Raw genomic sequence first — 21028 nt, 5'->3', positions numbered from 1 at the left:
AATTCCGGTAAATCCCGGTGATGCTGGAACAGCCACCGGTTCAGGACTATGTTGAAGACATGAGCAAGGTATCCAGCCGGCATTTTGGAGAAATCGAGCTCAACCACGGGCGCGACCATAACTTCGCCGCCACCCATGAACTGGCCGGCCACCCGCTGGAACTGGACCTGAACGTCAACGCCCATGACCACTTCGACGAGGCGGCCCTGCACAAGGTGGACTACCGGTTGCGCTTCCTGCCCGAGGTGGTGGACCAGGTGCGGGAGATGATCGCCGAGGAGCTGGACCAGGAAGGCAGCAGCCCGCAGGAGTACCTGCGCTTCCACTGCAACGCCCTCAAGCCCGAACATCTGCGGCAGGTCTTCGGGGTCGAGGACAAGTCCCAGCTCACCAACCAGGTGTTCCTCAAGGCCCTCAAGCTCGGCCACGTGGGCATCTACCCCGGCCAGCCCGAACGCTACTTCGTCCTCGACTTCACCCTGGGCGCGCACTTCACGGACGAGGTGCTCGTCGCCTCCACGGACGAGGACGGCGTCGTCGACGACGAGATCCTCTGGGAGTCCTGAGCGCTCCCCCTCTGAAGAACCGGGCCCTGCAAACCCGCTAAGGAAAGCCGCCCCGGCGCCACTGCTTCGCGCCCCGGCCGGAAGCCCCTCCCCCACAGCCGCTGCGGGGACTATCATGCTGGCATGATCCAGCTTCCAGCCAGTTACCAGGAGTACCTCGCAGGCAAAAGCGAGGGCATTGTGAACGCCGTCCGGCCCGTCCTCATGCAGTCTGCTGCAGACCAGTCACACGGGGTGCGGGTAGTGGTCCACCCGCACGACCATCAGGCCCACATCGACGAGACCCTGCCGTTCGGCACCGTCCTGGAGGACATTGACTGATGCCGATCACCGGCGGCAGGTGTTGAGCGGGCTTTAGCCGTCCAGGAGCAGCCGCTGGGAGCGCGGCGCGAGCATGTGCTCCAGCACCAGGCAGGCGGCCCCGACGGCGCCGACGTCGTCGCCCACGCCCGTGCTGACCACCTCCACGCCGTGGATCTTGCCCGTGTCGCTGTTGCCTGCCACGAGGCCGGGGACCAGCTCCAGATAGGCCGGGGCGAGGCAGGTCCAGAACGGGCCGCCGAAGACGACGCGGTCCACGTCCAGGGCGTTAATGACCGCGGCCACGGCGCGGCTGACCAGCACGGCCGAGTCCCGGAGGATGCCGACGGCGCCGTCGTGGCCGCCGTAGGCCATGGCGCACAGCTCGGCGAACCGCTCCTGGATGGCGGGGGCGCTGTGGCCCTCCTCGGGGCCGTCCAGCACGCCGGTGGCGACGGCCTTGGCCACCAGCACCTGCGGGATGGCGGAGGACTTCACGCAGCCGCGCTGGCCGCAGTCGCACTCGGGCCCGTCCGGGTCCACGATCACGTGGCCGATCTCGCCCGCGTTGCCGGAGACTCCGCGGACCACTTCGCCGTTGAGGACCAGGCCGCAGCCGATGCCGGTGCCCATGTACATGAAGAGGAAGCTGCCGGCGCCGCTGGGTCCGCCGGCCCAGGTCTCGGCTACGGCGGCGCTGGTGACGTCCTTGTCCAGGATGGTGGAGAGGCCGGTGGCCTCGGCCAGGGCGTCGCGGAGGTTCACGCGGTCCCAGCCCGGCAGCAGCGGCGGGTCCACGACGGCGCCGGCCACCAGGTCGATGGGTCCGGGAGAAGCGACGCCCAGTCCGGCGATCTTGGCCCGGTCCACGCCCGAATCGTCGATCAGCTGTTTGATCTCGGCGGCGATGGTGTCGATGATGGCGCCGGGTTCGCTGCCGTCCGGCGTCGGGATCCGGGTGTGCCGGACGACGTCGCCCACGAGGTCCAGCAGGACGAACGTGAGGACGGCTGGGTCCACGTGCACGCCGACGGCGTACATGCCGGCCGGGTTCAGCCGCAGCATGGTGCGCGGCTTCCCGGGGCCGGTGCCCTCCTTACCGGCCTCAACGATCAGGCTCTGGTCCAGGAGGCGGCGGGAGATGTTGGAGATGGTCTGCGGGGACAGCCCCACGATCTGGGCCAGCTCCACCCGGCTCAGTCCCGTCGGGGAGCGGCGGATCGCGTCCAGGATGACGGTGAGGTTGAAGTCGCCCATCCGTGGGAGATTCGTTCCCCGCCGCGGCGAGGGGGTGCGGCTCTCAGTCACTGGTACCTCTCAACGTCATCGGTCAAGTACTGCTGATGTGGGAAATGCTACGTCACCGGCCTTACGCCGCCACACAGGCGGCCGTCACGTTTGCGCGGATTAAGCCTGGCTGCGGCTGCTGGCGGTGACGGTGAACTTCGGGTTCCGGCCCGCCTCGCGGGTGGGACCCACCAGGCGCTCCAGCGAGGGCCGGTACTGCAGGTGGCTGTTGTAGACGGTCCAGAGCTCTCCCCCGGGCGTCAGCACCCGGGCGGCGGCCTCGATCAGCTTGAGTCCGGCACCGGCGTGCACGGCCGAGCCCAGGTGGAAGGGCGGGTTGAGCAGCACCAGGTCCACCGAGGCGTCCGGCAGGGTGCTCAGGGCGTCGTCCTGCAGACCCGTGACGCTCGTGATCCCGTTGGCGCGGGCGGTGGCCAGGGCGGAGTCGACGGCGGCGGCGGAGCGGTCCGTGGCGGTCACGCGGGCCTCCGGATGGCTCCGGGCATAGAGGGCGGCCAGGATGCCGGTGCCGCAACCGAGGTCCACGGCGTGCCGGGCGTCGGGCATCTGCGGCAGGAAGTCCAGGAGGAAACGGGTGCCGATGTCCAGCCCCGTACCGGCGAATACCGCACCGCGGGCGCAGACCGTGAGGTCCAGGCCGGGGTGGAGCTTTGACACCGGGTACGGAGGCTCCCCCACGGCCGGCTTCGGGCCGCGGGCCACCAGCACGCGGGACTTCTGCCGCGCGAGCTGGGGCTGGACCTCCGCGAAGGAGCGGGCCAGGACTGCGTTCATGCCCAGGCTCATGTGCTTGACCCGGCCACCGGCCAGCAGGACCGCGCCTGGGGCGGCGTAGCGGGCGACGGCGTCGGCGATCTCTTCGAGCTCGGCGAGGGAACGGGGCAGCTGCAGCAGCACCAGGGAAGCACCGTCGACGGCGTCGGACAAGGTGGTCTGGATGAAACCGCCGGTGAGGCCCGCGGCTTCGGCGTTGCGCCGCAGGGCGCGTTCGCCGGTGATGAGGTCCTGGTGGACCCGGATCGCCGACGCTGCCGGCCCGCCGGCGCCGGTGATCCCCGGCGTGAGGAGGCCGAGGGTGAGCGCGCCGTAGTTGTCGCCGGTGACCGCCACCGGTCCGCCGTCGTGCAAGCCGGCAGCCGTTTCCAGCAGCAGCCGGTCCGTGGCGTCCCAGGCCTGGAGGTTGGGGGCCTCCACGTCCGGGAAGCGCCGCAGTCCGGCGAAGATCTGGTCGAGGTGATGGTCCGACACGTCCGGTTTCCGCCGTTTCGTCAGGGGTGGGTGGGGTGGCCGAAGGGTTAAAGCGGTGAGGCCCCGCTCAATGAGCGGGGCCTCGTTCGGTGGAGCTGAGGGGACTCGAACCCCTGACCCCCTGCATGCCATGCAGGTGCGCTACCAGCTGCGCCACAGCCCCGAACCGTTTCCTGCCGGTCCGGTTTTTATGCCGTTCCGATCAAGCAACCTGATTAGAGTAATGCACTTTTGCCCGGGATGCTAATCGGCGTCCTGCGGGCGTGTCCCGGCTGCTTTCCGGGGGCTTCGCGGGGCTTCGGGACGCATCCGGGCAATAAAAAAATCCGCCGGAACCTGATGGTTCCGGCGGATTACGGTGGAGCTGAGGGGACTCGAACCCCTGACCCCCTGCATGCCATGCAGGTGCGCTACCAGCTGCGCCACAGCCCCGTATTCTCGCCGCTTCGACCTCGTTCCCGCCAAAGCAACTCAAATATCTTAGAACACCACTTCCGAAAATTCCAAATCGGGAATATTCACGGTGCGCCCGCCCCGGAGGGCGTGCGGCTACTCCGCGTCGGTGCCGGCCGCGGCCTTTGCGGATGCGTCGTCGCCGAGCTGCAGGTCGACCACGGGGCAGTCCTTCCAGAGGCGCTCGAGGGCGTAGAAGACCCGGTCCTCTTCGTGCTGGACGTGGATGACGACGTCGGCGTAGTCCAGCAGCACCCAGCGGCCGCCCGAGCGGCCCTCACGGCGGACGGGCTTGAGGTCGTGCTTGGACAGTTCGTCCTCGATGCCGTCGACGATCGCGTTGACCTGGCGCTCGGACGGGGCCGAGGCGATGAGGAAGACGTCGGCCAGGGCGAGGCGTTCGCTGACGTCGAGCGCCACGATATCTTCGGCCAGCTTGTCCGCGGCCGCATGGGCGGCGTGGCGGGCGATGGTGATGGCTGAATCGGTTGCAGTCACGGGACTCCTTGTTGGTGATGAAACTTTGGTGAAACTCGGTGAATAGGGTGCCGGCCCGGGGCCGGACGCTGAAAGCTAGTGACGAGGGCGGTCCGCGGCGGTGGCCGCGTCAGTGGCCCATGCCGGTGATGATCAGGATGACGCCGGCCACAAGGGCCAGCACGCCGAGGGCCAGGACGCTGAGCTGCAGCAGGTGCAGCCGCCGGGCCCTGCCGAGTCCGGCGGTGGCCGCGTCCAGCGGGTCCAGTCCGTAGGCGGCGTTGGCGGCGACCGGCGGACGGGCGGCCAGGTCTTCCTGCGCCTGCGCGTCCTGGACCTGGTCGCCTGCTGCGGGACTCCGACCGGCCTTGGCCGCGGCTTCGGCCCGGGCCAGGACTCCGGTGCGGCCGGCGTCGCGCTGCTGCTTGGCCGGACGGCGGCCCGTGCGGGGCTGGACCTTCGGACCCTGGTTGGTCACGAGCGGCACGTAGGAGGTCGCCGGGCGCTTCATCACCGGGCGTTCCATGCCGGGCACCTCGACGAATTCCAGCGGGGTGACCATGGCCAGGTTGCTGGCCGTGGAGGGCCCGTTGTCAGCGGTACCGGGCTTAGGGGCGACGCCCTCGGCGCCCGTCTCCGGGATGCCGGCCGTGGTCCGGGGGGCCTGCTGGTTGTTCTGCTCGGCGAGCTTCTGCTTGGCCGCGGCGCGCCGGTTCAGGACGGCGGCCCGCTCGGCCAGGGCGATCTGCTGCGCCAGGACCTCGGGGTCAACGGCGTCGGGGTCGGTGGCGGCGATGTGCTCCATCTTCGCCACCTGGTTGCGGGCCTGGGCGGCCAGGAGTTCCCGGGCGGCAAGGGCCTGCTCGACGCTCATGCCCTCCGGTGCGGCGGGGGCTTCCGGAGCGGCGCGGGTTTCCGGAGCGGCCGACGTTTCGGGAGCCTGCTGCGGAGCCGCTTCGGGTGCGGCGTCCCGCTTCGGAGCCACCACCGGGTGCCGCTGCGTCCGCGGCGAGGGCATCGGCACGATCGGGTTGGCCGATGTGGCCGGGGCCGTTTCCTCGGCCAGCTGCTGGAGGCGCAGCTGCCGGCGGGTGGGCGGGCCGCCCGGGGAGAGCTGGCCCTCCTTCTCGGCAAGTTCCTTGATGGTGCGCAGCGCGGCCCGGTCACGGGCACGGATCTGGGAGGACCGCTCGGCAGGCGTCTCGCGGCGCACGGTGTCCACCGGGCCGGGGATCCGGCGGCGGCCGGTGGTCTCGGCCTCGGTGGGTTCCACAGGCCGGGACTGCCGTGGCGCCGCGGCGTTTTCCGGGGAGCCGGAACCGGCGCCGGTACTCCCGGGGTTCCCGGGGGTATCGGCGCTCCCGGAGTTATCGGCATTTCCCGTGACTCCGGGGGTCGCTGCCTGCTGTTCATCCCTGGCACGGCGCAGTTCGCGTCGGCTGCGGATGGGAGGCTGTTCCTGACTCATGGGAGGCTCACTCGGTACTGGCGGTTAGGTGTGGTTGGAGGACGGGTCGGACCTGGTGGACGTCCAGATCGTTTTCCGGCTGGCCATCGTAAAGTCCGTACTTGGCGATGTACTGCACCACGCCGTCCGGCACCAGGTACCAGACGGGGTTGCCGGCGGCCACGCGGGCGCGGCAGTCCGTGGACGAGATCGCCATCGCAGGGATCTCCAGGAGCGTGACGTCGTCGCGGCCCATGCCGTCCAGGACGTGACCGGGACGCGTCACCCCGACGAAGTGCGCCAGCGACCAGAGCTCGTTGATGTCCTTCCAGGAGAGGATCTGCGCGAGGGCATCCGCTCCGGTGATGAAGAACAGGTCAGCGTCGGGACGCTGCGTGTGCAGGTCCCGCAGGGTGTCGATGGTGTACGTGGGACCCGGCCGGTCGATGTCCACGCGGCTGACCGTGAAGCGCGGATTGGACGCCGTCGCAATGACGGTCATCAGGTACCGGTGCTCGGCCTGGGTGACCTTCTTGCTGCTCTTCTGCCACGGCTGCCCGGTGGGGACGAACACCACCTCGTCGAGGCCGAACTTGGCCGCGACCTCGCTGGCGGCCACCAGGTGCCCATGGTGGATCGGATCGAACGTGCCGCCCATCACACCCAGGCGCAGGCGGCGTGTTGCGCCGTGCGGCTTCATGATGGCGGAAATATTAGTGGCCCTGGCCGTGGCCGTGCTTGTTCGGGTGCTGGCGGTGCGGGTCAGCGTGCTCTTCAACGGCGGAGTGGCGCTTGCCCAGGTTGCCGTAGGAGAGGGTGATGAACATCAGGACCAGGAGGAGCAGGAACATCGAGCCACCGATCACGTATGGCGGCGCGATGAGCGGAGCGGGTTCTTCGTGCGCCACTGCTGCGGCAACGGACGTGGCGATCTGCTGAAACAGCATGTTCTCCCCTAGTGAGTTCTACAAATGGACGACGGCGGAGGATCCCGCCGTTCCTGGCTTTAGTCCATGGTACCGCGTGACTAGGCCCGGACCTGGCCCTCGCCCTGCACGATCCACTTGGTGGTGGTGAGTTCGGTCAAGCCCATCGGGCCGCGGGCGTGCAGCTTCTGCGTGGAGATCCCCACCTCGGCGCCCAGCCCCAGCTCGCCGCCGTCGGTGAACCGGGTGGAGGCGTTGACGATCACCGCTGCAGAATCAATCTCTGCGATGAACCGTTCGGCGTTGGCGAGGTCGTTGGTGACGATCGCCTCGGTGTGGCCGGTGGACCAGGAGCGGATGTGGGACAGCGCCTCGTCCATGCTGTCGACCATGGCCACGGCGAGGTCCAGTTCCATGTACTCGGTGGCCCAATCCACGTCCGTGGCGGGCACGGTCTCCACCGAGGGCAGCGCCGCGGTGACGCGGGCGTCGGCGTGCAGGGTGACGCCGGCGGCCCGGAGGGCGGCGGCGACGGCGGGCAGCACGGTGGACTCCGAGTGCACGAGGAGGGTTTCCACCGTGTTGCAGACGCTGGGCCGCTGGGTCTTGGCGTTGAGGAGGATCTCCACGGCCATCTTCTCGTCCGCGGAGGCGTCGAGGAAGATGTGCACGTTGCCCTCGCCGGTCTCAATGACGGGGACAGCGGAGTTGGTCACGACGGTCTGGATCAGGTCCCGGCCGCCGCGGGGAATCAGGACGTCCACGCGGCCGCGGGCCCGCATCAGCACGTTGGCGCCCTCACGGCCGTATTCGTCGACGCTCTGGACGGCGTCCGCGGGCAGTCCGACGGAGACCAGGGCGTCGCGGAGGACGTTGATCAGGGCGACGTTGGTTTCGGCTGCGGCGCTGCCGCCGCGCAGGATCACGGCGTTGCCGCTCTTGAGAGCCAGCCCGGCGATGTCCACGGTGACGTTGGGGCGGGCCTCGTAAATGGCGGCGATGACGCCCATGGGCACGTTGACCTGCCGCAGGCGCAGCCCGTTCGGCAGGGTCTGGCCGCGCACCACGTTGCCCACGGGATCGGGCAGGCCGGCGAGGTTCTCCAGCGCCGCAGCGAGGGCTTCGATCCGGGTGTCGTTCAGCGTCAGCCGGTCCAGCAGCGCGGCGGAGGTGCCGTTGGCACGGCCGGCGGCGACGTCCTTGGCGTTGGCGGCGAGGATGGTGCCCCGGTGCTCCAGAAGGGCGGCGCCGATGGCGCGCAGGCCGCGGTCCTTCCAGGCCCGGTTGGCGCGGGCCATCTCGCGTGAGGCGGCGCGGGACCGGTCGGCGATCGCGTGGACCGCGGCTTCGACACCCGGGGCCGCCGGCGGCAGGCCTGCGGCAGGCGTGTCGTTCAGGGGCAGGTCGGGGTGCGAAGTCAGGGCCTCAGTCATGCTCCAAGTTTAGGCGAGCGGGTGGGTCAGACCAGCACCAGGTCGTCAACATGAACAACTTCGCGCTCGTAGCCGGGGCCCAGGCTGCGGCCCAGGTCCATGGTGGAGCGGCCGAGCATCTGCGGCAGCTCCCCGGCGCCGTAGTTGACCAGCCCGCGGGCGATCACGGTGCCGTCGGTGCCGACCATCTCCACCGGGTCGCCGCTCTCGAAGTCCCCGTGCACGGCGGTAATACCGGCGGGCAGCAGGGAGGTGTGGCGTTCCCGGACGGCGCGCACCGCGCCGTCGTCGAGCACCAGCCGGCCCCGGACGGACGCGAGGTGCGCCAGCCAGAGCAACCGGATGGGCTTGCGGGCGCCGTTGACAGAGAACCAGGTGCCCACGTCCTCCCCCGCCAGCGCGGCGGCGGCATTCGGGGTTGAGGTGACCAGGGCGTGGATGCCGGAGCCCGCGGCGATCGAGGCGGCCTCCACCTTGGTGACCATTCCGCCGGTCCCCACACCGGCCTTGCCGGTGCTGCCGATCGAGACGCCGTCGAGGTCGCGGGGGCCCGCGACGTGCGGGATCCTGCGGGCACCGCGCGCGGGCGGCCCGTCGTAGAGGGAGTCGACGTCGGAGAGCAGTACCAGCGCGTCGGCGCGGACCAGGTGGGCTACCAGGGCGGCGAGCCGGTCGTTGTCGCCGAAGCGGATCTCGTGGGTGGCGACGGTGTCGTTCTCGTTGACCACGGGCACGACCCCGAGGTTCAGCAGCCGGTCCAGGGCGCGGAAGGCGTTGGTGTGCTGGCTGCGGCGCATGAAGTCGTCTGCGGTCAGCAGTACCTGGCTGACGGTGACCCCGTGCGCGCCGAAGGCGTGGGTGTAGCGGGCCATGAGCAGACCCTGCCCCACGCTCGCCGCGGCCTGCTGGGTGGCGAGGTCGCGCGGGCGCTTCTCCAGGCCCAGCGGTGCCAGGCCGGCGGCGATCGCGCCGGAGGAGACCAGGATGATCTCGGTGCCGGCGTTGCGCTTATGCGCGAGGGCGTCGGCCAGGCCGGTCAGGGCCTCCTCGTCGATGCCGCCCTTGATGGACGTCAGCGAGGAGGAGCCGACCTTGACGACGATCCGGCGTGCGTCGGCCAGGAGGGTCCGGCCGGGAAATACTGCCGGCGTCACGTCGCCGGCCTGGGTGGCGTTACTGGTCATCGGCGTCGCCGAGTCCACTCTCCTTGAGCGGCTGCTGGGCGCGGCGGCCGCTGACCGATTCGGTCCAGATGCCGGCCTTGCGTTCGGCTTCGAGCTCGGCGCGGGCGGCGGCCTTGGCGTCGCGGCGTTCCTGCTGTTCCTCGCGCTTCTGGCCGCGGGTGGGCCGGTCGCCGATGTCCGCGAAGCGGATGTCGGTGCCACGCGGGGAGGCCAGCAGTTCCGCGCCGGCCATCATGGTGGGTTCCCAGTCGAAGACGACGCCGTCGTCCTCGCCGATCACCACGGCGTCGCCGGGCTTCGCGCCCTGCTTGAACAGCTCGGTTTCGACGCCCAGCTTGGCCAGCCGGTCCGCGAGGTAGCCGATGGCTTCCTCGTTGGTGAAGTCGGTCTGCTTGACCCAGCGGACCGGCTTCTCGCCCAGGACGCGGAACAGCGGCTCCATGCCGCGTTCCTCGCGCCGGATGGTGAAGCCGGATTCGTTGACGGCACGGGGGCGCAGCACCGGGGCCGCGACCTTCGGCGGGGTTGCGGCGACGGCGTCGCGGGCGGCCTTGACGATCTCGGCCATCGCGAAGCCCAGCTGGCGCAGGCCCTCGTGGCTGGTGGCGGAAATTTCGAAGACGCGGTAGCCGCGCTTCTCCAGCTCGGGGCGGACGAACTCGGCCATGTCCTTGCCGTCGGGGAGGTCCACCTTGTTCAGGGCGACCAGCCGCGGGCGGTGGTTCAGGGGAACAACCTCGCCGTCGGTGCCGGCGTAGCTCATGTCGACGGCGTACTTCTCCAGCTCGGCCTCGATCACGGCCAGGTCGGAAAGAGGGTCGCGGTCCGATTCGAGCGTGCCGCAGTCCAGGACGTGGACCAGGGCGGCGCAGCGTTCAACGTGGCGCAGGAAGTGGTGGCCGAGGCCCTTGCCCTCGCTGGCGCCCTCGATCAGGCCGGGCACGTCGGCGATGGTGAAGCGGACGTCGCCGGCCTGGACGACGCCGAGGTTCGGGATCAGGGTGGTGAACGGGTAGTCCGCGATCTTGGGCCGCGCGGCGGACATGGCCGCGATCAGGCTGGACTTGCCGGCGGACGGGAAGCCGACCAGGGCGATGTCCGCGATGGACTTCAGTTCCAGGACGATGTCGCTGGATTCGCCCTCGATGCCGAGCAGCGCGAAGCCGGGGGCGCGGCGCTTCTGCGAGGACAGGGCCGCGTTGCCGAGGCCGCCGAGGCCGCCGGCGGCGGCGATGTATTCGGTGCCCTCCCCCACCATGTCGGCCAGGACGGTGCCGTCCTTGCTCTTGACGACGGTGCCTTCGGGGACGGGCAGGACCAGGGTCTCGCCGTTCTTGCCGCCGCGCCAGTCACCCATGCCGGGGCCGCCGTTGGTGGCGTGCCGGTGGGGGGCGTGATGGTAGTCCAGGAGGGTGGTGGTCTGGGGGTCGACGCGGAGGATCACGTCGCCGCCGTTGCCGCCGTTGCCGCCGTCGGGCCCGCCGAGGGGCTTGAACTTCTCACGGTGGACGGAGACACACCCGTGACCGCCGGTACCGCCGGATACGTGCAGTACTACCCGGTCTACAAAGCTGGCCACGTGGATCTCCTCAGTGCTGTTCCCGGTCCGCAAGGTCACGGAATGATTGTAATGCGGTTAAACACCGGTGGAGCGGACCCATTGGCCCGCCCCACCGATTGTGAAACGTAGGTGTTACTCTGCGGCTGCAGCAGCCACGATGTTCACGACGCGACGGCCACGACGGGTGCCGAACTCGACGGCGCCGGGGGTCAGAGCGAACAGGGTGTCGTCGCCGCCACGGCCAACGCCGGCGCCCGGGTGGAAGTGGGTGCCACGCTGGCGGACGATGATCTCGCCGGCGGAAACAACCTGGCCGCCGAAGCGCTTCACGCCGAGGTACTGGGCGTTGGAGTCACGACCGTTGCGAGTGGAGCTCGCGCCTTTTTTATGTGCCATTTGGAATGCCTGCCTTCAAAAAATTCTGGGAAACTGCGGGAACCTGATCAGTAACGGAAAGTTACTTGATACCGGTGATCTTGACCTTGGTCAGTTCCTGACGGTGACCCTGGCGCTTCTTGTAACCGGTCTTGTTCTTGTACTTCTGGATGACGATCTTGGGACCACGGAGGTCTTCCAGGATCTCAGCCGTAACCGTTACCTTAGCCAGGTCCGCTGCGGCGGACGTGACCTTGTCACCGTCCACCAGGAGCAGTGCGGGCAGCTCAAAGGTGCTGCCGGCTCCACCGGGGACGCGGTTCAGGGTAACGAAGTCTCCAACAGAAACCTTCTCTTGGCGGCCGCCTGCGCGGACAATCGCGTACACCACTGGGGAACTCACTTCTCTCGACGTTTATTACTAGATTTGCGTGCGGAACCTGGCCCCGAACTACCGGAGCGGCTCACGCTGTGCCTCAACGCCGGCAGGTTCCCCGGGGGAACCCATGAGCTATCCCGTGGATCATCCGTCCCGCGTGGGGTGGACAGCTCCTCAAGGTCATAACCCAAGTGTTGGCGTAAGCACCGAAGATCAAGACTACGCTAATTTCGCCTTCGGCCGCAAACGAGGCAGGCCCCGGAGAGTCGGGCGTGACCGGTGCCACAGTGCCGTTTTCCAAGGAACCGGACCGGGCGCCGCAGCCGCTTTCGGGAACCGCGCCCCACCACCTTACCGGCAGCGGCTCCCGTTCCGGGTCAGGCGTGCAGCCTCGGCGCGTCGAAGAAGTCCACCTCGAAGCGCACGGAGTGGACGAAGGCCTCGGTCATGGCGCCCCGTTCGGCGGCGGAACCGCGGCGGGCGGCGGCGTCCGTGTAGCGGATCGCCTGCCGGGTCGACGCGGCGAAGGCCTCGTCCGCGTATGTCCGCAGCCAGGCCGCGTAGGGGTGGCCTTCGTCCGCGCCCGCGGCGAGGAACTGCGCGTGCAGCGCGGCGCCCACCTCGGCATAGAGCCAAAAGCAGGGTAGCGCCGCGGCCACGAGGACCCCGTAGCTGCCGGCCAGGGACGCAGCGTGCAGGTGGTCCACGTAGGACTTGGTGACCGGACCCTGCCGCCGCGGGGTGCCCGCACGCCCGGCCAGCCAGCTCCGGTGCAGTTCCGACTCAACCTCCAGGCACTGGGCGGCCGAGCGTGACCAGAACAGCTGCTCTGCCTCCGTCGGGGCAAGCGCTGCGGCGCGGGACAGCACCCGGGAGTAGCCGTTGAGGTAGAGCGCGTCCTGGCCGAGGTAGTAGGCGAACTCATGCTCCGGCAAGGTTCCGTCCGCCAGACCCCGGATGAAGTCCAGGGCATAGATTTCCGTCAGGCCCTCCGCGGCGAGGGGCTCGAGGCCGGTGGCGAAGTCGCCGGGTTCCTTGAGGTGTTCCGTGAACTGTTCCGTGCCGGGCCCGGGCGCCGGTTCCGTGGGCTGGGCGAGGTGGTGGAAGTGGTGGACGGGTCCGTTGCCGGAGCCGACGTCGAGCCGTCCGGCCTCGCGCAGCGCCCCCAGCAGCCAGGGCTTGACGCGGCGCAGCGCGGTTTCCCAGTCCCCGCCGGCGGCGTAGGCCGTGGCAAGGGCCGAGGACAGCGAGCACCCGGTGCCGTGGCTGTTGCGGGTGTCGACCCGCTCCCCCGGCACCACCACGGTTTCGCTGCCGAGCAGTCCGGCGCTGTTGACCAGCGCGTCCGGGCATCCGCCGTCGGCGTCCTCCTCGAGGTGGCCGCCCTTGACCAGGACCGTGGTTCCGGCCAGCGCGGAGAGGCGTTTGCCCTGCTCCAGCGCCTCCGCCCAGCCGGCGGCGACCGGTTCGTCCAGCAGGAGGGCGAGTTCGGCCAGGTTGGGGGTGACCAGGTCGGCGAGCGGCAGCAGGGTGTGCAGCGCCGCCACCGCCGATTCCTGCAGCAGCCGGTCACCGCTGGTGGCGACCATGACGGGGTCCAGGACGACGACGGCGGGCCGGGTGCGTTCCAGCCACGCCCGTACCGCGTCGATGACGCCGGCGTCGCCGAGCATGCCGATCTTCACGGCATCGATGGTGATGTCCTCGGCGATGGCGTCCAGCTGCTCGGTCAGGAAGGCGGCGGGCGGCACGTGCACGGACCGGACGCCGCGGGTGTTCTGGGCGGTCAGGGCCGTGATGGCGGCCATGCCGTAGCCACCCATGGCCGCGATGCTCTTCAGGTCCGCCTGGATTCCGGCACCGCCGGTAGGGTCGGACCCCGCGATGGCGAGGACCCTCGCCACCGGGGCCTGCCCGGTGGCGTCGTCGGCCGTGCCGGCCGACGCATCGGGTCCGGCGGCGTCGTCGGCAGCCTGCTCTGCCGGGAACACCGTCTGCAGGAAGGTGGCGCCGGGGACGGTTGACAGTGCCGCGGGTGCTGCCGCGGGTTGGGTCGAAGACAAGAGACATCCCTTCGCCGGTGCTAACCGGACAGGTTCAACGGGTGTGGATCTCAGCCGGCCCGATGCGCGGCACCCCGTGTCGCGTTCCAGCGTAGCGCCCCTCCCCGGGTTCTCCCGTTCCTGTCCGCCCCTCCGGCCGGTCTCCCCCTTAACCGGCTCTCGGGTACCGCCCGGAGTCGACGCTTCGAAACGTCGAGTCCGGGAGATACCCGCGAGTGGTACGGAGCGGTACCGAGTGGTGCGGCGGCGGAGCGGTTACAGCTCCGAGGCCGGTACGCCGACGCCGAGGATGATCGGGCCGCCGTTGTCCTTGACCACGGGCTTGACCGTTTCCGGTGCCTTGGCCTCGTGGACCGAGCCCTGGCCGGACGCGCTCGAGGCCTGCCGGTGCTGCTCGACGGCGGTCTCGTTGGCCGCCCCCTGGGCACGGCTGGCGCTGCGGTGCCGCCGCGGACGGCGCTGACCGGTGACCGGTTCCGCAGCCGCGGGGGTGCGGGCGGCGACGGGGGCCGCCACCGGTGCGGCCGTCTTCGGAGCCTCCTGCTGCCGGGTGTCCTGCTTGGGAGCCTGCTGCGGGGCGGGTTCCCGGCGCGCTTCGGGCTCGGCCGCGCGGTTGCGGGCGTTCGGCGGCTGGATCCGGGCCGTGCGGGCACGTCCCCGGCCCCGGGTTGCCCGGGACTGGTCAGCAGACCGACCGGCGGCCGGAGCCTCGGCGGGTACCTCAGCCTCCGGGGCAGGGGCTTCCACGGACCGTGCCTCCACAGCCGGCGCTTCCACGGACGGGGCGGCCTCGCGGGCCGCGGTCTCCGTGGTCCCGGACTGGCGGTTCCGCGAGTCCGAGTCGCCCAGGTTGGCGAACGCCTCGGTCAGCAGGTCCAGGGTCAGGGCCGGCTGCGGCGCCTGCTCGGCGTGCTCGACGAAGGGCAGGGCCACCTGCTCGCCGCCGAAGGTCAGCACGGCGGCGGGACGGCCGGCTGCTTCCTCGGTGGAGGCCAGCTCGACGGCGGCGTCAAGGGCCGCCTGCCGGGTCTCGGCGTCGGGCGCTGAGGTGGCGTCGCCGTCGTGCAGGTGGGCCGCGTGGGCCGCCGCCGCGATGTTTGCCAGCGCGGCCCGGGTAGCTTCTGCCTTGGCGTGCCGCTCGGCCTCGGTGGGCTCGTGGTGTCCGGCAGCCGGTGCCTGCTGCTGGACCTCGGTGCCCTGGCCGCCCTTGCCGCGGCGGCGCTTGCGCTCGTTGCGGGCGGCGGGCTGCTGCTCGGTGCGCGGAACGTGGTGTTCCGCGGCGACGGTGTTGGCGCGGCGGTGCTCGACCGGCTCGTCGTGCGTGACGACGCCTCGGCCGGCGCAGGCCTCGCACTGCTCGCCGAAGACTTCCAGCAGGCCGGTGCCCATCCGCTTGCGGGTCATCTGCACCAGGCCCAGCGAGGTAACCTCGGCGACCTGGTGCTTGGTCCGGTCCCGGCCCAGGCACTCCACCATGCGGCGCAGCACGAGGTCGCGGTTGGATTCCAGCACCATGTCGATGAAGTCGATCACGATGATGCCGCCGATGTCGCGGAGGCGCAGCTGGCGGACGACTTCCTCGGCCGCTTCCAGGTTGTTCTTGGTGACGGTTTCCTCGAGGTTGCCGCCGCTGCCGGTGAACTTGCCGGTGTTGACGTCCACCACGGTCATGGCCTCGGTGCGGTCGATCACGAGGGAGCCGCCGGAAGGCAGGAAGACCTTGCGCTCCAGAGCCTTGTGGATCTGCTCATCGATGCGCCAGGCGGAGAAGATGTCCGTGTCCTTGGTCCACTTCTCGAGCCTGCCCACCAGGTCCGGCGCCACGTAAGTGACGTAGGCCTCGATGGTGTCCCAGGCCTCCTCTCCGGAGACGATCAGCTTGGAGAAGTCCTCGTTGAACACGTCGCGGACCACCTTGATGGTCAGGTCAGGTTCGCCATAGAGGAGCTCCGGGGCGAGGATCTTGGTGGACGTGGCCTGGCTTTCGATGCCTTCCCACTGGGCGCGCAGACGGTTGATGTCATGCGTCAGTTCCTCTTCCGAGGCTCCCTCGGCCGCGGTGCGGACGATCACGCCGGCGTCTTCCGGCAAGCGGTCCTTGAGGATGCGCTTGAGGCGGTTGCGTTCGACGTCGGGCAGCTTGCGGGAGATGCCGGTCATGGAGCCGCCGGGCACGTACACGAGGTAGCGGCCGGGCAGGGAGATCTGGCTGGTCAGCCGGGCGCCCTTGTGGCCCACGGGGTCCTTGGTGACCTGGACCAAAACGGAGTCGCCGGACTTGAGCGCGTTCTCGATCCGGCGCTGCTTGCCCTCGAGGTTGACGGCGTCCCAGTTGACCTCGCCGGCGTACAGCACGGCGTTGCGGCCGCGTCCGATGTCGACGAAGGCCGCCTCCATGGAGGGCAGCACGTTCTGGACACGGCCCAGATAGACGTTGCCAATCAGGGAGTCCTGCTGGGTCTTGGACACGAAGTGCTCGGCCAGGACGCCGTCTTCGAGGACGCCGATCTGGATTCTGTCATCGCGCTGGCGCACGATCATCTGCCGGTCAACGGATTCGCGGCGGGCCAGGAACTCCGCCTCGGTGATGACGGTGCGGCGGCGGCCGGTGTCGCGGGACTCGCGGCGGCGCTGCTTCTTCGCCTCCAGCCGGGTGGAGCCCTTAACCGAGGTGACGCGGTTGCTGACGGGCGCGTCGCTGACGGTGCGCGGGGCACGGACCCGGGTGACGGTGTTGGGCGGGTCGTCGTCGCTGCCGCCGGTCAGTTCGAGGTCCTGGTCACCGCGACGGCGCCGACGGCGGCGGCGGGACGTCACGCCGTCCTCCAGTGCGGCTTCGCGGCCCTCCTCGGCGTCCTCGTCGCCAGGCTCGGCGTCGGTGTCGGCCTCGGCGACCCGGCTGCGGCCACGGCGGCCTCGGCTGCGGCGACGGCGGCGGTTGCCCTGCTCGTCGTCCTCGTCGTCTTCATCGGTGTCAGCGTCCTCGGCAGCGGCAGCAACCGGGGCGGGGGCCGGACGGACGACGGCGGTGAGGTCCGGGGCCTGGAAGAGCATTGAGGTGACGGCGCCGGGGGCGAGGAACAGCGACGGCGTTTCGGTTTCCTGAGCTTCCTCCGCGGGGGCCTCCGCTGCCGGGGCCGCCTCGGCGGGGGTTTCGGTGGCGACGGCGGGAGCGTCCTGGGCGGCAACGGCATGATCGGCCGTGGGCGCCTCGTCGGTGGCGCCGGCCTCCGGTGCGGTTTCTGCAGGCACCTCGGCGGGGGCTGCCTTGGCGCGGCTGGCCCGGCGGCGGACCGGCTTGCGCGGGACATCGGTCTCGGCCTCGGCCGGCACGTCGGCGGGCGCCACGGCCTCGGAGACGGTGAGGAGGGCGGGGGCTTCGTCCGCGGCGTCAGCCTCGGGTGCGGCGGCTGCCTTCGGGGCGGCCTGGCGACGGGTACGGGTCCGGCGCGCCGGGGCCTTCTCCGCTACCGGATCCCCGGCAGCCGCGGCCACGGCCGTGACGCTGTTGTCTGCATCGGCAGCGGCTGCTTCGGCGTCCGCGGCGGGGGCCGCGGCGTCGGCGGCGTCGCCGACCGGTGCGGCCGCTTCGGCCTTGGGGGCCGCCTTCTTGCGGGTGCGCGGGGCCCGTTTGGGCTTCTCCGGCACCTCGGTGGCGGTTACGCCGTCGGTCATGGGGGCGTCGGAAACCGTTGCTTCGTCGTTGCCCGTTTCCAGCTGTTCATTATCCATATGTGGCCACGCTCCTGCCCCTGATGCGCCGCCACATCCGGCGCCCTGGGGGCATATATTTGTCAACACCCGCAGGCATTGACAGAAGTCAATTGAATACCCTCAGGTTCGCACCGGCATTGGGGTGCGGCAGCCCTGGAGGGCCGGCGGCTTCGCTGCGAACCCGTTGATCGATGCATCACAACCAGGTGCCGTCCAATGGCATTGCGGGAAAACCGGATCATCAGACCCGGGAAGATCCCTGCTCCTCATTGGCGGTCTTGAATTCAAAGTCGCCGGACTGAAGCGCGAATGTGGTTCACGTCCCAGCCAGCTTCATTGTCTCACAGCAGTCGGAAATGCTGGCTTAGGCCGCACATCCCGGACGCACATGACACCGAACCACCGGTAAGCGGGAGGCGATCGGACCCGGAACCCGGGATTCGTCCAGCCTCCGGCGATAGAATCTGCCGTAGCACGCCGTTCCGCAGCCAGAGCTGCGCGCACGGCGGACCTGAGCACCGAGAACCTGACTTTCGAAGACCCAGCACAGAGAACCGACGCAAAGGACGAACGATCCATGCCCAGCATCTCCCACGCCCCTGACGACGTGGCCACCCCGGCACGGGACAACGGACCGGCCGAAGCGGACCGGCAGGTTCCGTCGATGACCCGGCCGCGGCCGTTTGGCTGGCTGCTGGTGATCACCGGCGTCGTCGGCTGGCTCGCCTCCGGCGCCCTGGTGCTGGAGAAGCTCGCCGTCCTCAAGGACCCCAGCCACGTCACCGTCTGCGACGTCAACCCCTGGATTTCCTGCGGCCAGGTGATGCAGACCTGGCAGAGCTCACTCTTCGGATTCCCGAACATGTTCATCGGCATCGTGGCGTTCGCCGTGATCATCACCACCGGCATGGGGCTCCTGTCCGGCGCCCGCTTCGCCCGCTGGTACTGGCTCGGGCTGCAGACCGGCGTGACGCTGGGCTTCGCCTTCGTGGTGTGGCTGTGGTCGCAGGCGCTGTACTCGATCCACATCCTCTGCCCGTTCTGCATGATCGTCTGGGCGGCCATGATTCCGCTCTTCGTCTGGGTGACCGTCCGCAACATCACCCACGGCGTCATTCCGATGCCCGCCGGCGCCACCCGCATCCTGGGCGAGTCCGGCTGGATCCTGACCGCCCTGCTCTACATCGCCGTCGTCGCCACGATCTTCTTCGCCTTCATCCAGGTCTTCGTCGGCACGTCCGGCTACTAAGCTGGCGCAACGCGAAAAGCCGGGGCCGGTGTTCGATAGCGAACACCGGCCCCGGCTTTTTAACGCCCCCACGGGGGCGGAGAGCCTAGAACCAGATCTTGATCTCGCGCTCGGCGGACTCCACCGAGTCGGAGCCGTGGACCAGGTTCTGCTGGACCTTGACGCCCCAGTCGCGGCCGAAGTCGCCACGGATGGTTCCCGGAGCCGCCGTCGTCGGGTCGGTGGTGCCTGCGAGCGAACGGAAGCCCTCGATCACGCGGTGGCCCTCGAAAATCGCCGCGACCACGGGGCCGCTGAGCATGAATTCGACCAGCGGCTCGTAGAAGGGCTTGCCGACGTGCTCTTCGTAGTGCTGCTCGAGGAGTTCGCGGGTGGCGTTGACCTTCTTCAGCTCGGCCAGGGTGTAGCCCTTGGCTTCGATCCGGGCGATGATGCTGCCCGTCAGGTTGCGGGCGACGCCGTCGGGCTTGACCAGGACTAGGGTGCGCTCGATGCTCACAGCTGCTCCAATGTGTTGGGGTGGGTTTGGGACAAGTCTAGTTGCTCGGGGTCTCCGGGTTGGCGGCCTCCCAGGCCGCCTGCTCCCGGTCCCGCTGGGCCGCCTCGCGGTCGATCCGGATACCGGTGCGGATGCCGTACCACCAGGTGAGGGCGAACAGGGCGCCCACCACGAACATGGTCGGTTCCACGAAACCGGTGAGGATCAGCACCAGCTGCAGCACCCAGCCCAGGGCCACACCCCACGGCTTGGTCAGCACCGCGCAGGTCAGCGCCAGCACCAGTGCCAGGCCGATGCCGAGCCCGAAGACCAGCGCGGGAGGAAATTCCCCGCGCCGCAGGCCGAACACCGCCAGGGTCCCGAAGAGCGCCACGAAGGCCTCCAGCAGGAGGACGGTGGAGGCGAACATGACCTTGGTGGAACGCCGCTTCTTCGGCATGCCCGGGCGCCACTCGCGCTGGGCCTTGGTGAGTTTCGCCATCGGTTACGCCTCGGACTTTCCGAGCAGGATCCGGGCCTCGGCCACGAGCGTGATGGAGCCGGTCACCAGGACGCCGCCGGCCAGGTCGTCGTTGGACTCGGCCCGCTCCACCGCCCATTCGAGGGCGTCGTCGAGCTTCTCCGCGGTGTGCAGGATGTCCTCGCCGAAGCCCAGGTCCAGGGCCAGCTCGCCGAGTTCTTCCGCGGGGATGGCCCGCGGCGAGTTGGATTGCGTGAAGCAGAACTCGGCCGGGACGTCCTCGAGGGAGTCCTTGAGCTGGCGGAGGATTTCCTCGGCGTCCTTTTCCTGCAGGATGCCCAGAACCACCACCAGCTTGCTGAAGCTGAAGGCCTCCTGGAGCGCCTCGGCGGAGACCCGGATGCCCTCCGGGTTGTGTGCGGCGTCCACCACGATGGTCGGGGCGGTGCGCAGCACCTCCAGCCGGCCCGGGGAGGTGACGGCGGCGAAGGCCTCCTGCAGCACCTCGGGGTTCAGCGGCTTGTCCGCCCCGAAGAACGCCTCCAGGGCGGCGACGGCGACGGCGGCGTTCTCGGCCTGGTGGGCGCCGTGCAGCGGCACCAGCAGGTCCTCGTACCGGTCCGCGAGCCCCTGGATGGTGACCATCTGGCCGCCCACGGCCACGGTGCGGGACTCGACGCCGAACTCGACGCCCTCGAAGCGGAACGGCACGCCCACCTCTTTGGCCTTCTCCAGGAGCACCTGGGCGGCGTCCACCGGCTGGGCGGCGCTGACCAGGAAGCCGCCGGGCTTGATGATTCCGGCCTTCTCGTGCGCGATGTCCTCGGTGGTGTCGCCCAGGAGGTCCGTGTGGTCCAGGGAGATCGGGGTGATGACGGAGACGAGGCCGTCGCCGACGTTGGTGGCGTCGGTGATGCCGCCCAGGCCCACCTCGATCACGGCCACGTTCACCGGCTGGTCCGCGAAGACCGCGAAGCCCAGGATGGTGAGGCATTCGAAGTAGGTCAGCCGGGGCTGGCCCTCCGCGGTGAGTTCGTTGTCCACGATCTCCAGATACGGCCGGATCTCATCCCAGATCCGGACGAAGGTCTCATCGGAGACCGGTTCGCCGTCGATGCTGATCCGCTCGGTGACCTTGGACAGGTGCGGGCTGGTGTACCGGCCGGTGCTCAGGCCGTGGGCCCGCAGCCCCGCCTCGATCATCCGTGCCGTGGAGGTCTTACCGTTGGTGCCGGTGACGTGGATGATCGGAAAGGCCTTGTTCGGCTCCCCCAGGATGTCCATCGCCCGGCGCAGCGGCGCCAGCCGGGGTTCCATCTTGTTCTCCGGCGCCCGGCCCAGCAGTTCGGCGTAGACGCTCTCGACCGAAAATTCGTCGCTCATGGA

Annotated in this window: 19 protein-coding genes, 2 tRNA genes and 1 riboswitch; of the genes, 3 read left to right on the top strand and 18 right to left on the bottom strand. The window is 69.7% G+C overall.

The window, feature by feature from the left end; genetic code table 11:
* The first annotated feature begins 59 nt into the window (after positions 1-59).
* Positions 60-566 (top strand): DUF2004 domain-containing protein, encoded by a 507-nt coding sequence (locus tag ABC337_RS15800; RefSeq protein WP_290257632.1) that lies wholly within the window; start codon positions 60-62, stop codon positions 564-566.
* A gap of 123 nt (positions 567-689) precedes the next feature.
* Positions 690-887 (top strand): hypothetical protein, encoded by a 198-nt coding sequence (locus ABC337_RS15795; RefSeq protein WP_412883152.1) that lies wholly within the window; start codon positions 690-692, stop codon positions 885-887.
* A gap of 33 nt (positions 888-920) precedes the next feature.
* Here ABC337_RS15795 and ABC337_RS15790 read toward each other — a convergent pair whose 3' ends face one another.
* The 15 genes from ABC337_RS15790 to ABC337_RS15720 all read right to left on the bottom strand — a co-directional run bounded on the left by ABC337_RS15790 (position 921) and on the right by ABC337_RS15720 (position 17452).
* Entirely contained in the window at positions 921-2123 is a 1203-nt protein-coding gene (locus ABC337_RS15790) for an ROK family transcriptional regulator (RefSeq protein ID WP_412883153.1), read from the bottom strand.
* A 150-nt stretch (positions 2124-2273) separates the two neighbouring features.
* Positions 2274-3422: a class I SAM-dependent methyltransferase gene (locus tag ABC337_RS15785; RefSeq protein WP_412883154.1), complete on the bottom strand. Its 1149-nt coding sequence runs from the start codon at positions 3420-3422 to the stop codon at positions 2274-2276.
* A gap of 90 nt (positions 3423-3512) precedes the next feature.
* Positions 3513-3585: transfer RNA gene (locus tag ABC337_RS15780), tRNA-Ala, on the bottom strand.
* A 196-nt stretch (positions 3586-3781) separates the two neighbouring features.
* Positions 3782-3854 (bottom strand) — tRNA-Ala (locus ABC337_RS15775).
* Positions 3855-3971: 117 nt separating this feature from the next.
* Entirely contained in the window at positions 3972-4373 is a 402-nt protein-coding gene (gene rsfS, locus ABC337_RS15770) for a ribosome silencing factor (RefSeq protein WP_412883155.1), read from the bottom strand.
* A 109-nt stretch (positions 4374-4482) separates the two neighbouring features.
* Positions 4483-5820, bottom strand: a complete 1338-nt coding sequence (locus ABC337_RS15765) for a hypothetical protein (RefSeq protein ID WP_412883156.1) — start codon at positions 5818-5820, stop codon at positions 4483-4485.
* Between the two features lie 7 nt (positions 5821-5827).
* Positions 5828-6499, bottom strand: a complete 672-nt coding sequence (gene nadD, locus ABC337_RS15760) for a nicotinate-nucleotide adenylyltransferase (RefSeq protein WP_412883157.1) — start codon at positions 6497-6499, stop codon at positions 5828-5830.
* Positions 6500-6512: 13 nt separating this feature from the next.
* Complete coding sequence (locus tag ABC337_RS15755) at positions 6513-6746, bottom strand: hypothetical protein (RefSeq protein WP_412883158.1); 234 nt, start codon at positions 6744-6746, stop codon at positions 6513-6515.
* Between the two features lie 80 nt (positions 6747-6826).
* On the bottom strand, positions 6827-8158 hold the full coding sequence (locus ABC337_RS15750; protein ID WP_412883159.1) for a glutamate-5-semialdehyde dehydrogenase: 1332 nt from the start codon (positions 8156-8158) through the stop codon (positions 6827-6829).
* A 26-nt stretch (positions 8159-8184) separates the two neighbouring features.
* Positions 8185-9342 (bottom strand): glutamate 5-kinase, encoded by a 1158-nt coding sequence (gene proB, locus ABC337_RS15745; protein ID WP_412883160.1) that lies wholly within the window; start codon positions 9340-9342, stop codon positions 8185-8187.
* Positions 9332-10921, bottom strand: coding sequence for a GTPase ObgE (gene obgE / locus ABC337_RS15740; protein ID WP_364135206.1), 1590 nt, complete (start codon positions 10919-10921; stop codon positions 9332-9334). The genes proB and obgE overlap by 11 nt, the downstream gene beginning before the upstream one ends.
* Before the next feature lie 114 nt (positions 10922-11035).
* Positions 11036-11299, bottom strand: a complete 264-nt coding sequence (rpmA, locus tag ABC337_RS15735; protein WP_009372867.1) for a 50S ribosomal protein L27 — start codon at positions 11297-11299, stop codon at positions 11036-11038.
* Between the two features lie 61 nt (positions 11300-11360).
* The gene (gene rplU / locus ABC337_RS15730) at positions 11361-11669 is read right to left on the bottom strand and encodes a 50S ribosomal protein L21 (RefSeq protein ID WP_290257883.1); all 309 of its coding nucleotides are present in this window, start codon (positions 11667-11669) and stop codon (positions 11361-11363) included.
* 365 nt (positions 11670-12034) lie between these two features.
* The gene (locus ABC337_RS15725; protein WP_412883273.1) at positions 12035-13561 is read right to left on the bottom strand and encodes a bifunctional hydroxymethylpyrimidine kinase/phosphomethylpyrimidine kinase; all 1527 of its coding nucleotides are present in this window, start codon (positions 13559-13561) and stop codon (positions 12035-12037) included.
* 148 nt (positions 13562-13709) lie between these two features.
* Positions 13710-13807, bottom strand: a riboswitch (TPP riboswitch).
* 168 nt (positions 13808-13975) lie between these two features.
* The gene (locus ABC337_RS15720) at positions 13976-17452 is read right to left on the bottom strand and encodes an Rne/Rng family ribonuclease (protein ID WP_412883161.1); all 3477 of its coding nucleotides are present in this window, start codon (positions 17450-17452) and stop codon (positions 13976-13978) included.
* Between the two features lie 559 nt (positions 17453-18011).
* On the opposite strand from ABC337_RS15720, the gene ABC337_RS15715 reads away from it, so the two are divergent.
* Positions 18012-18683 (top strand): vitamin K epoxide reductase family protein, encoded by a 672-nt coding sequence (locus tag ABC337_RS15715; protein WP_412883162.1) that lies wholly within the window; start codon positions 18012-18014, stop codon positions 18681-18683.
* Between the two features lie 85 nt (positions 18684-18768).
* Here ABC337_RS15715 and ndk read toward each other — a convergent pair whose 3' ends face one another.
* From ndk to ABC337_RS15700, 3 genes are read right to left on the bottom strand one after another with little or no spacing between them, the layout of a single operon-like run.
* Positions 18769-19182, bottom strand: coding sequence for a nucleoside-diphosphate kinase (gene ndk / locus ABC337_RS15710; protein ID WP_290257619.1), 414 nt, complete (start codon positions 19180-19182; stop codon positions 18769-18771).
* Positions 19183-19219: 37 nt separating this feature from the next.
* Entirely contained in the window at positions 19220-19663 is a 444-nt protein-coding gene (locus ABC337_RS15705) for a DUF4233 domain-containing protein (protein WP_364135196.1), read from the bottom strand.
* 3 nt (positions 19664-19666) lie between these two features.
* Positions 19667-21025, bottom strand: a complete 1359-nt coding sequence (locus tag ABC337_RS15700) for a bifunctional folylpolyglutamate synthase/dihydrofolate synthase (protein WP_412883163.1) — start codon at positions 21023-21025, stop codon at positions 19667-19669.
* Positions 21026-21028 lie beyond the last annotated feature (3 nt).

Source organism: Arthrobacter phoenicis, from assembly GCF_047238215.1.
Classification (GTDB): Bacteria; Actinomycetota; Actinomycetes; order Actinomycetales; family Micrococcaceae; genus Arthrobacter.
This window is presented reverse-complemented; position numbering and strand designations above follow the sequence as displayed.

Excerpts from the sequence above, each read along its gene's own strand:
- ABC337_RS15800 (WP_290257632.1), top strand. The coding sequence starts at position 60 with ATGAGCAAGGTATCCAGCCGGCATTTTGGAGAAATCGAGCTCAACCAC.
- ABC337_RS15795 (WP_412883152.1), top strand. The coding sequence starts at position 690 with ATGATCCAGCTTCCAGCCAGTTACCAGGAGTACCTCGCAGGCAAAAGC.
- ABC337_RS15790 (WP_412883153.1), bottom strand. The coding sequence starts at position 2,123 with ATGGGCGACTTCAACCTCACCGTCATCCTGGACGCGATCCGCCGCTCC.
- ABC337_RS15765 (WP_412883156.1), bottom strand. The coding sequence starts at position 5,820 with ATGAGTCAGGAACAGCCTCCCATCCGCAGCCGACGCGAACTGCGCCGT.
- nadD (WP_412883157.1), bottom strand. The coding sequence starts at position 6,499 with ATGAAGCCGCACGGCGCAACACGCCGCCTGCGCCTGGGTGTGATGGGC.
- ABC337_RS15755 (WP_412883158.1), bottom strand. The coding sequence starts at position 6,746 with ATGCTGTTTCAGCAGATCGCCACGTCCGTTGCCGCAGCAGTGGCGCAC.
- ABC337_RS15750 (WP_412883159.1), bottom strand. The coding sequence starts at position 8,158 with ATGACTGAGGCCCTGACTTCGCACCCCGACCTGCCCCTGAACGACACG.
- proB (WP_412883160.1), bottom strand. The coding sequence starts at position 9,342 with ATGACCAGTAACGCCACCCAGGCCGGCGACGTGACGCCGGCAGTATTT.
- rpmA (WP_009372867.1), bottom strand. The coding sequence starts at position 11,299 with ATGGCACATAAAAAAGGCGCGAGCTCCACTCGCAACGGTCGTGACTCC.
- ABC337_RS15720 (WP_412883161.1), bottom strand. The coding sequence starts at position 17,452 with ATGGATAATGAACAGCTGGAAACGGGCAACGACGAAGCAACGGTTTCC.
- ABC337_RS15715 (WP_412883162.1), top strand. The coding sequence starts at position 18,012 with ATGCCCAGCATCTCCCACGCCCCTGACGACGTGGCCACCCCGGCACGG.
- ABC337_RS15705 (WP_364135196.1), bottom strand. The coding sequence starts at position 19,663 with ATGGCGAAACTCACCAAGGCCCAGCGCGAGTGGCGCCCGGGCATGCCG.
- ABC337_RS15700 (WP_412883163.1), bottom strand. The coding sequence starts at position 21,025 with ATGAGCGACGAATTTTCGGTCGAGAGCGTCTACGCCGAACTGCTGGGC.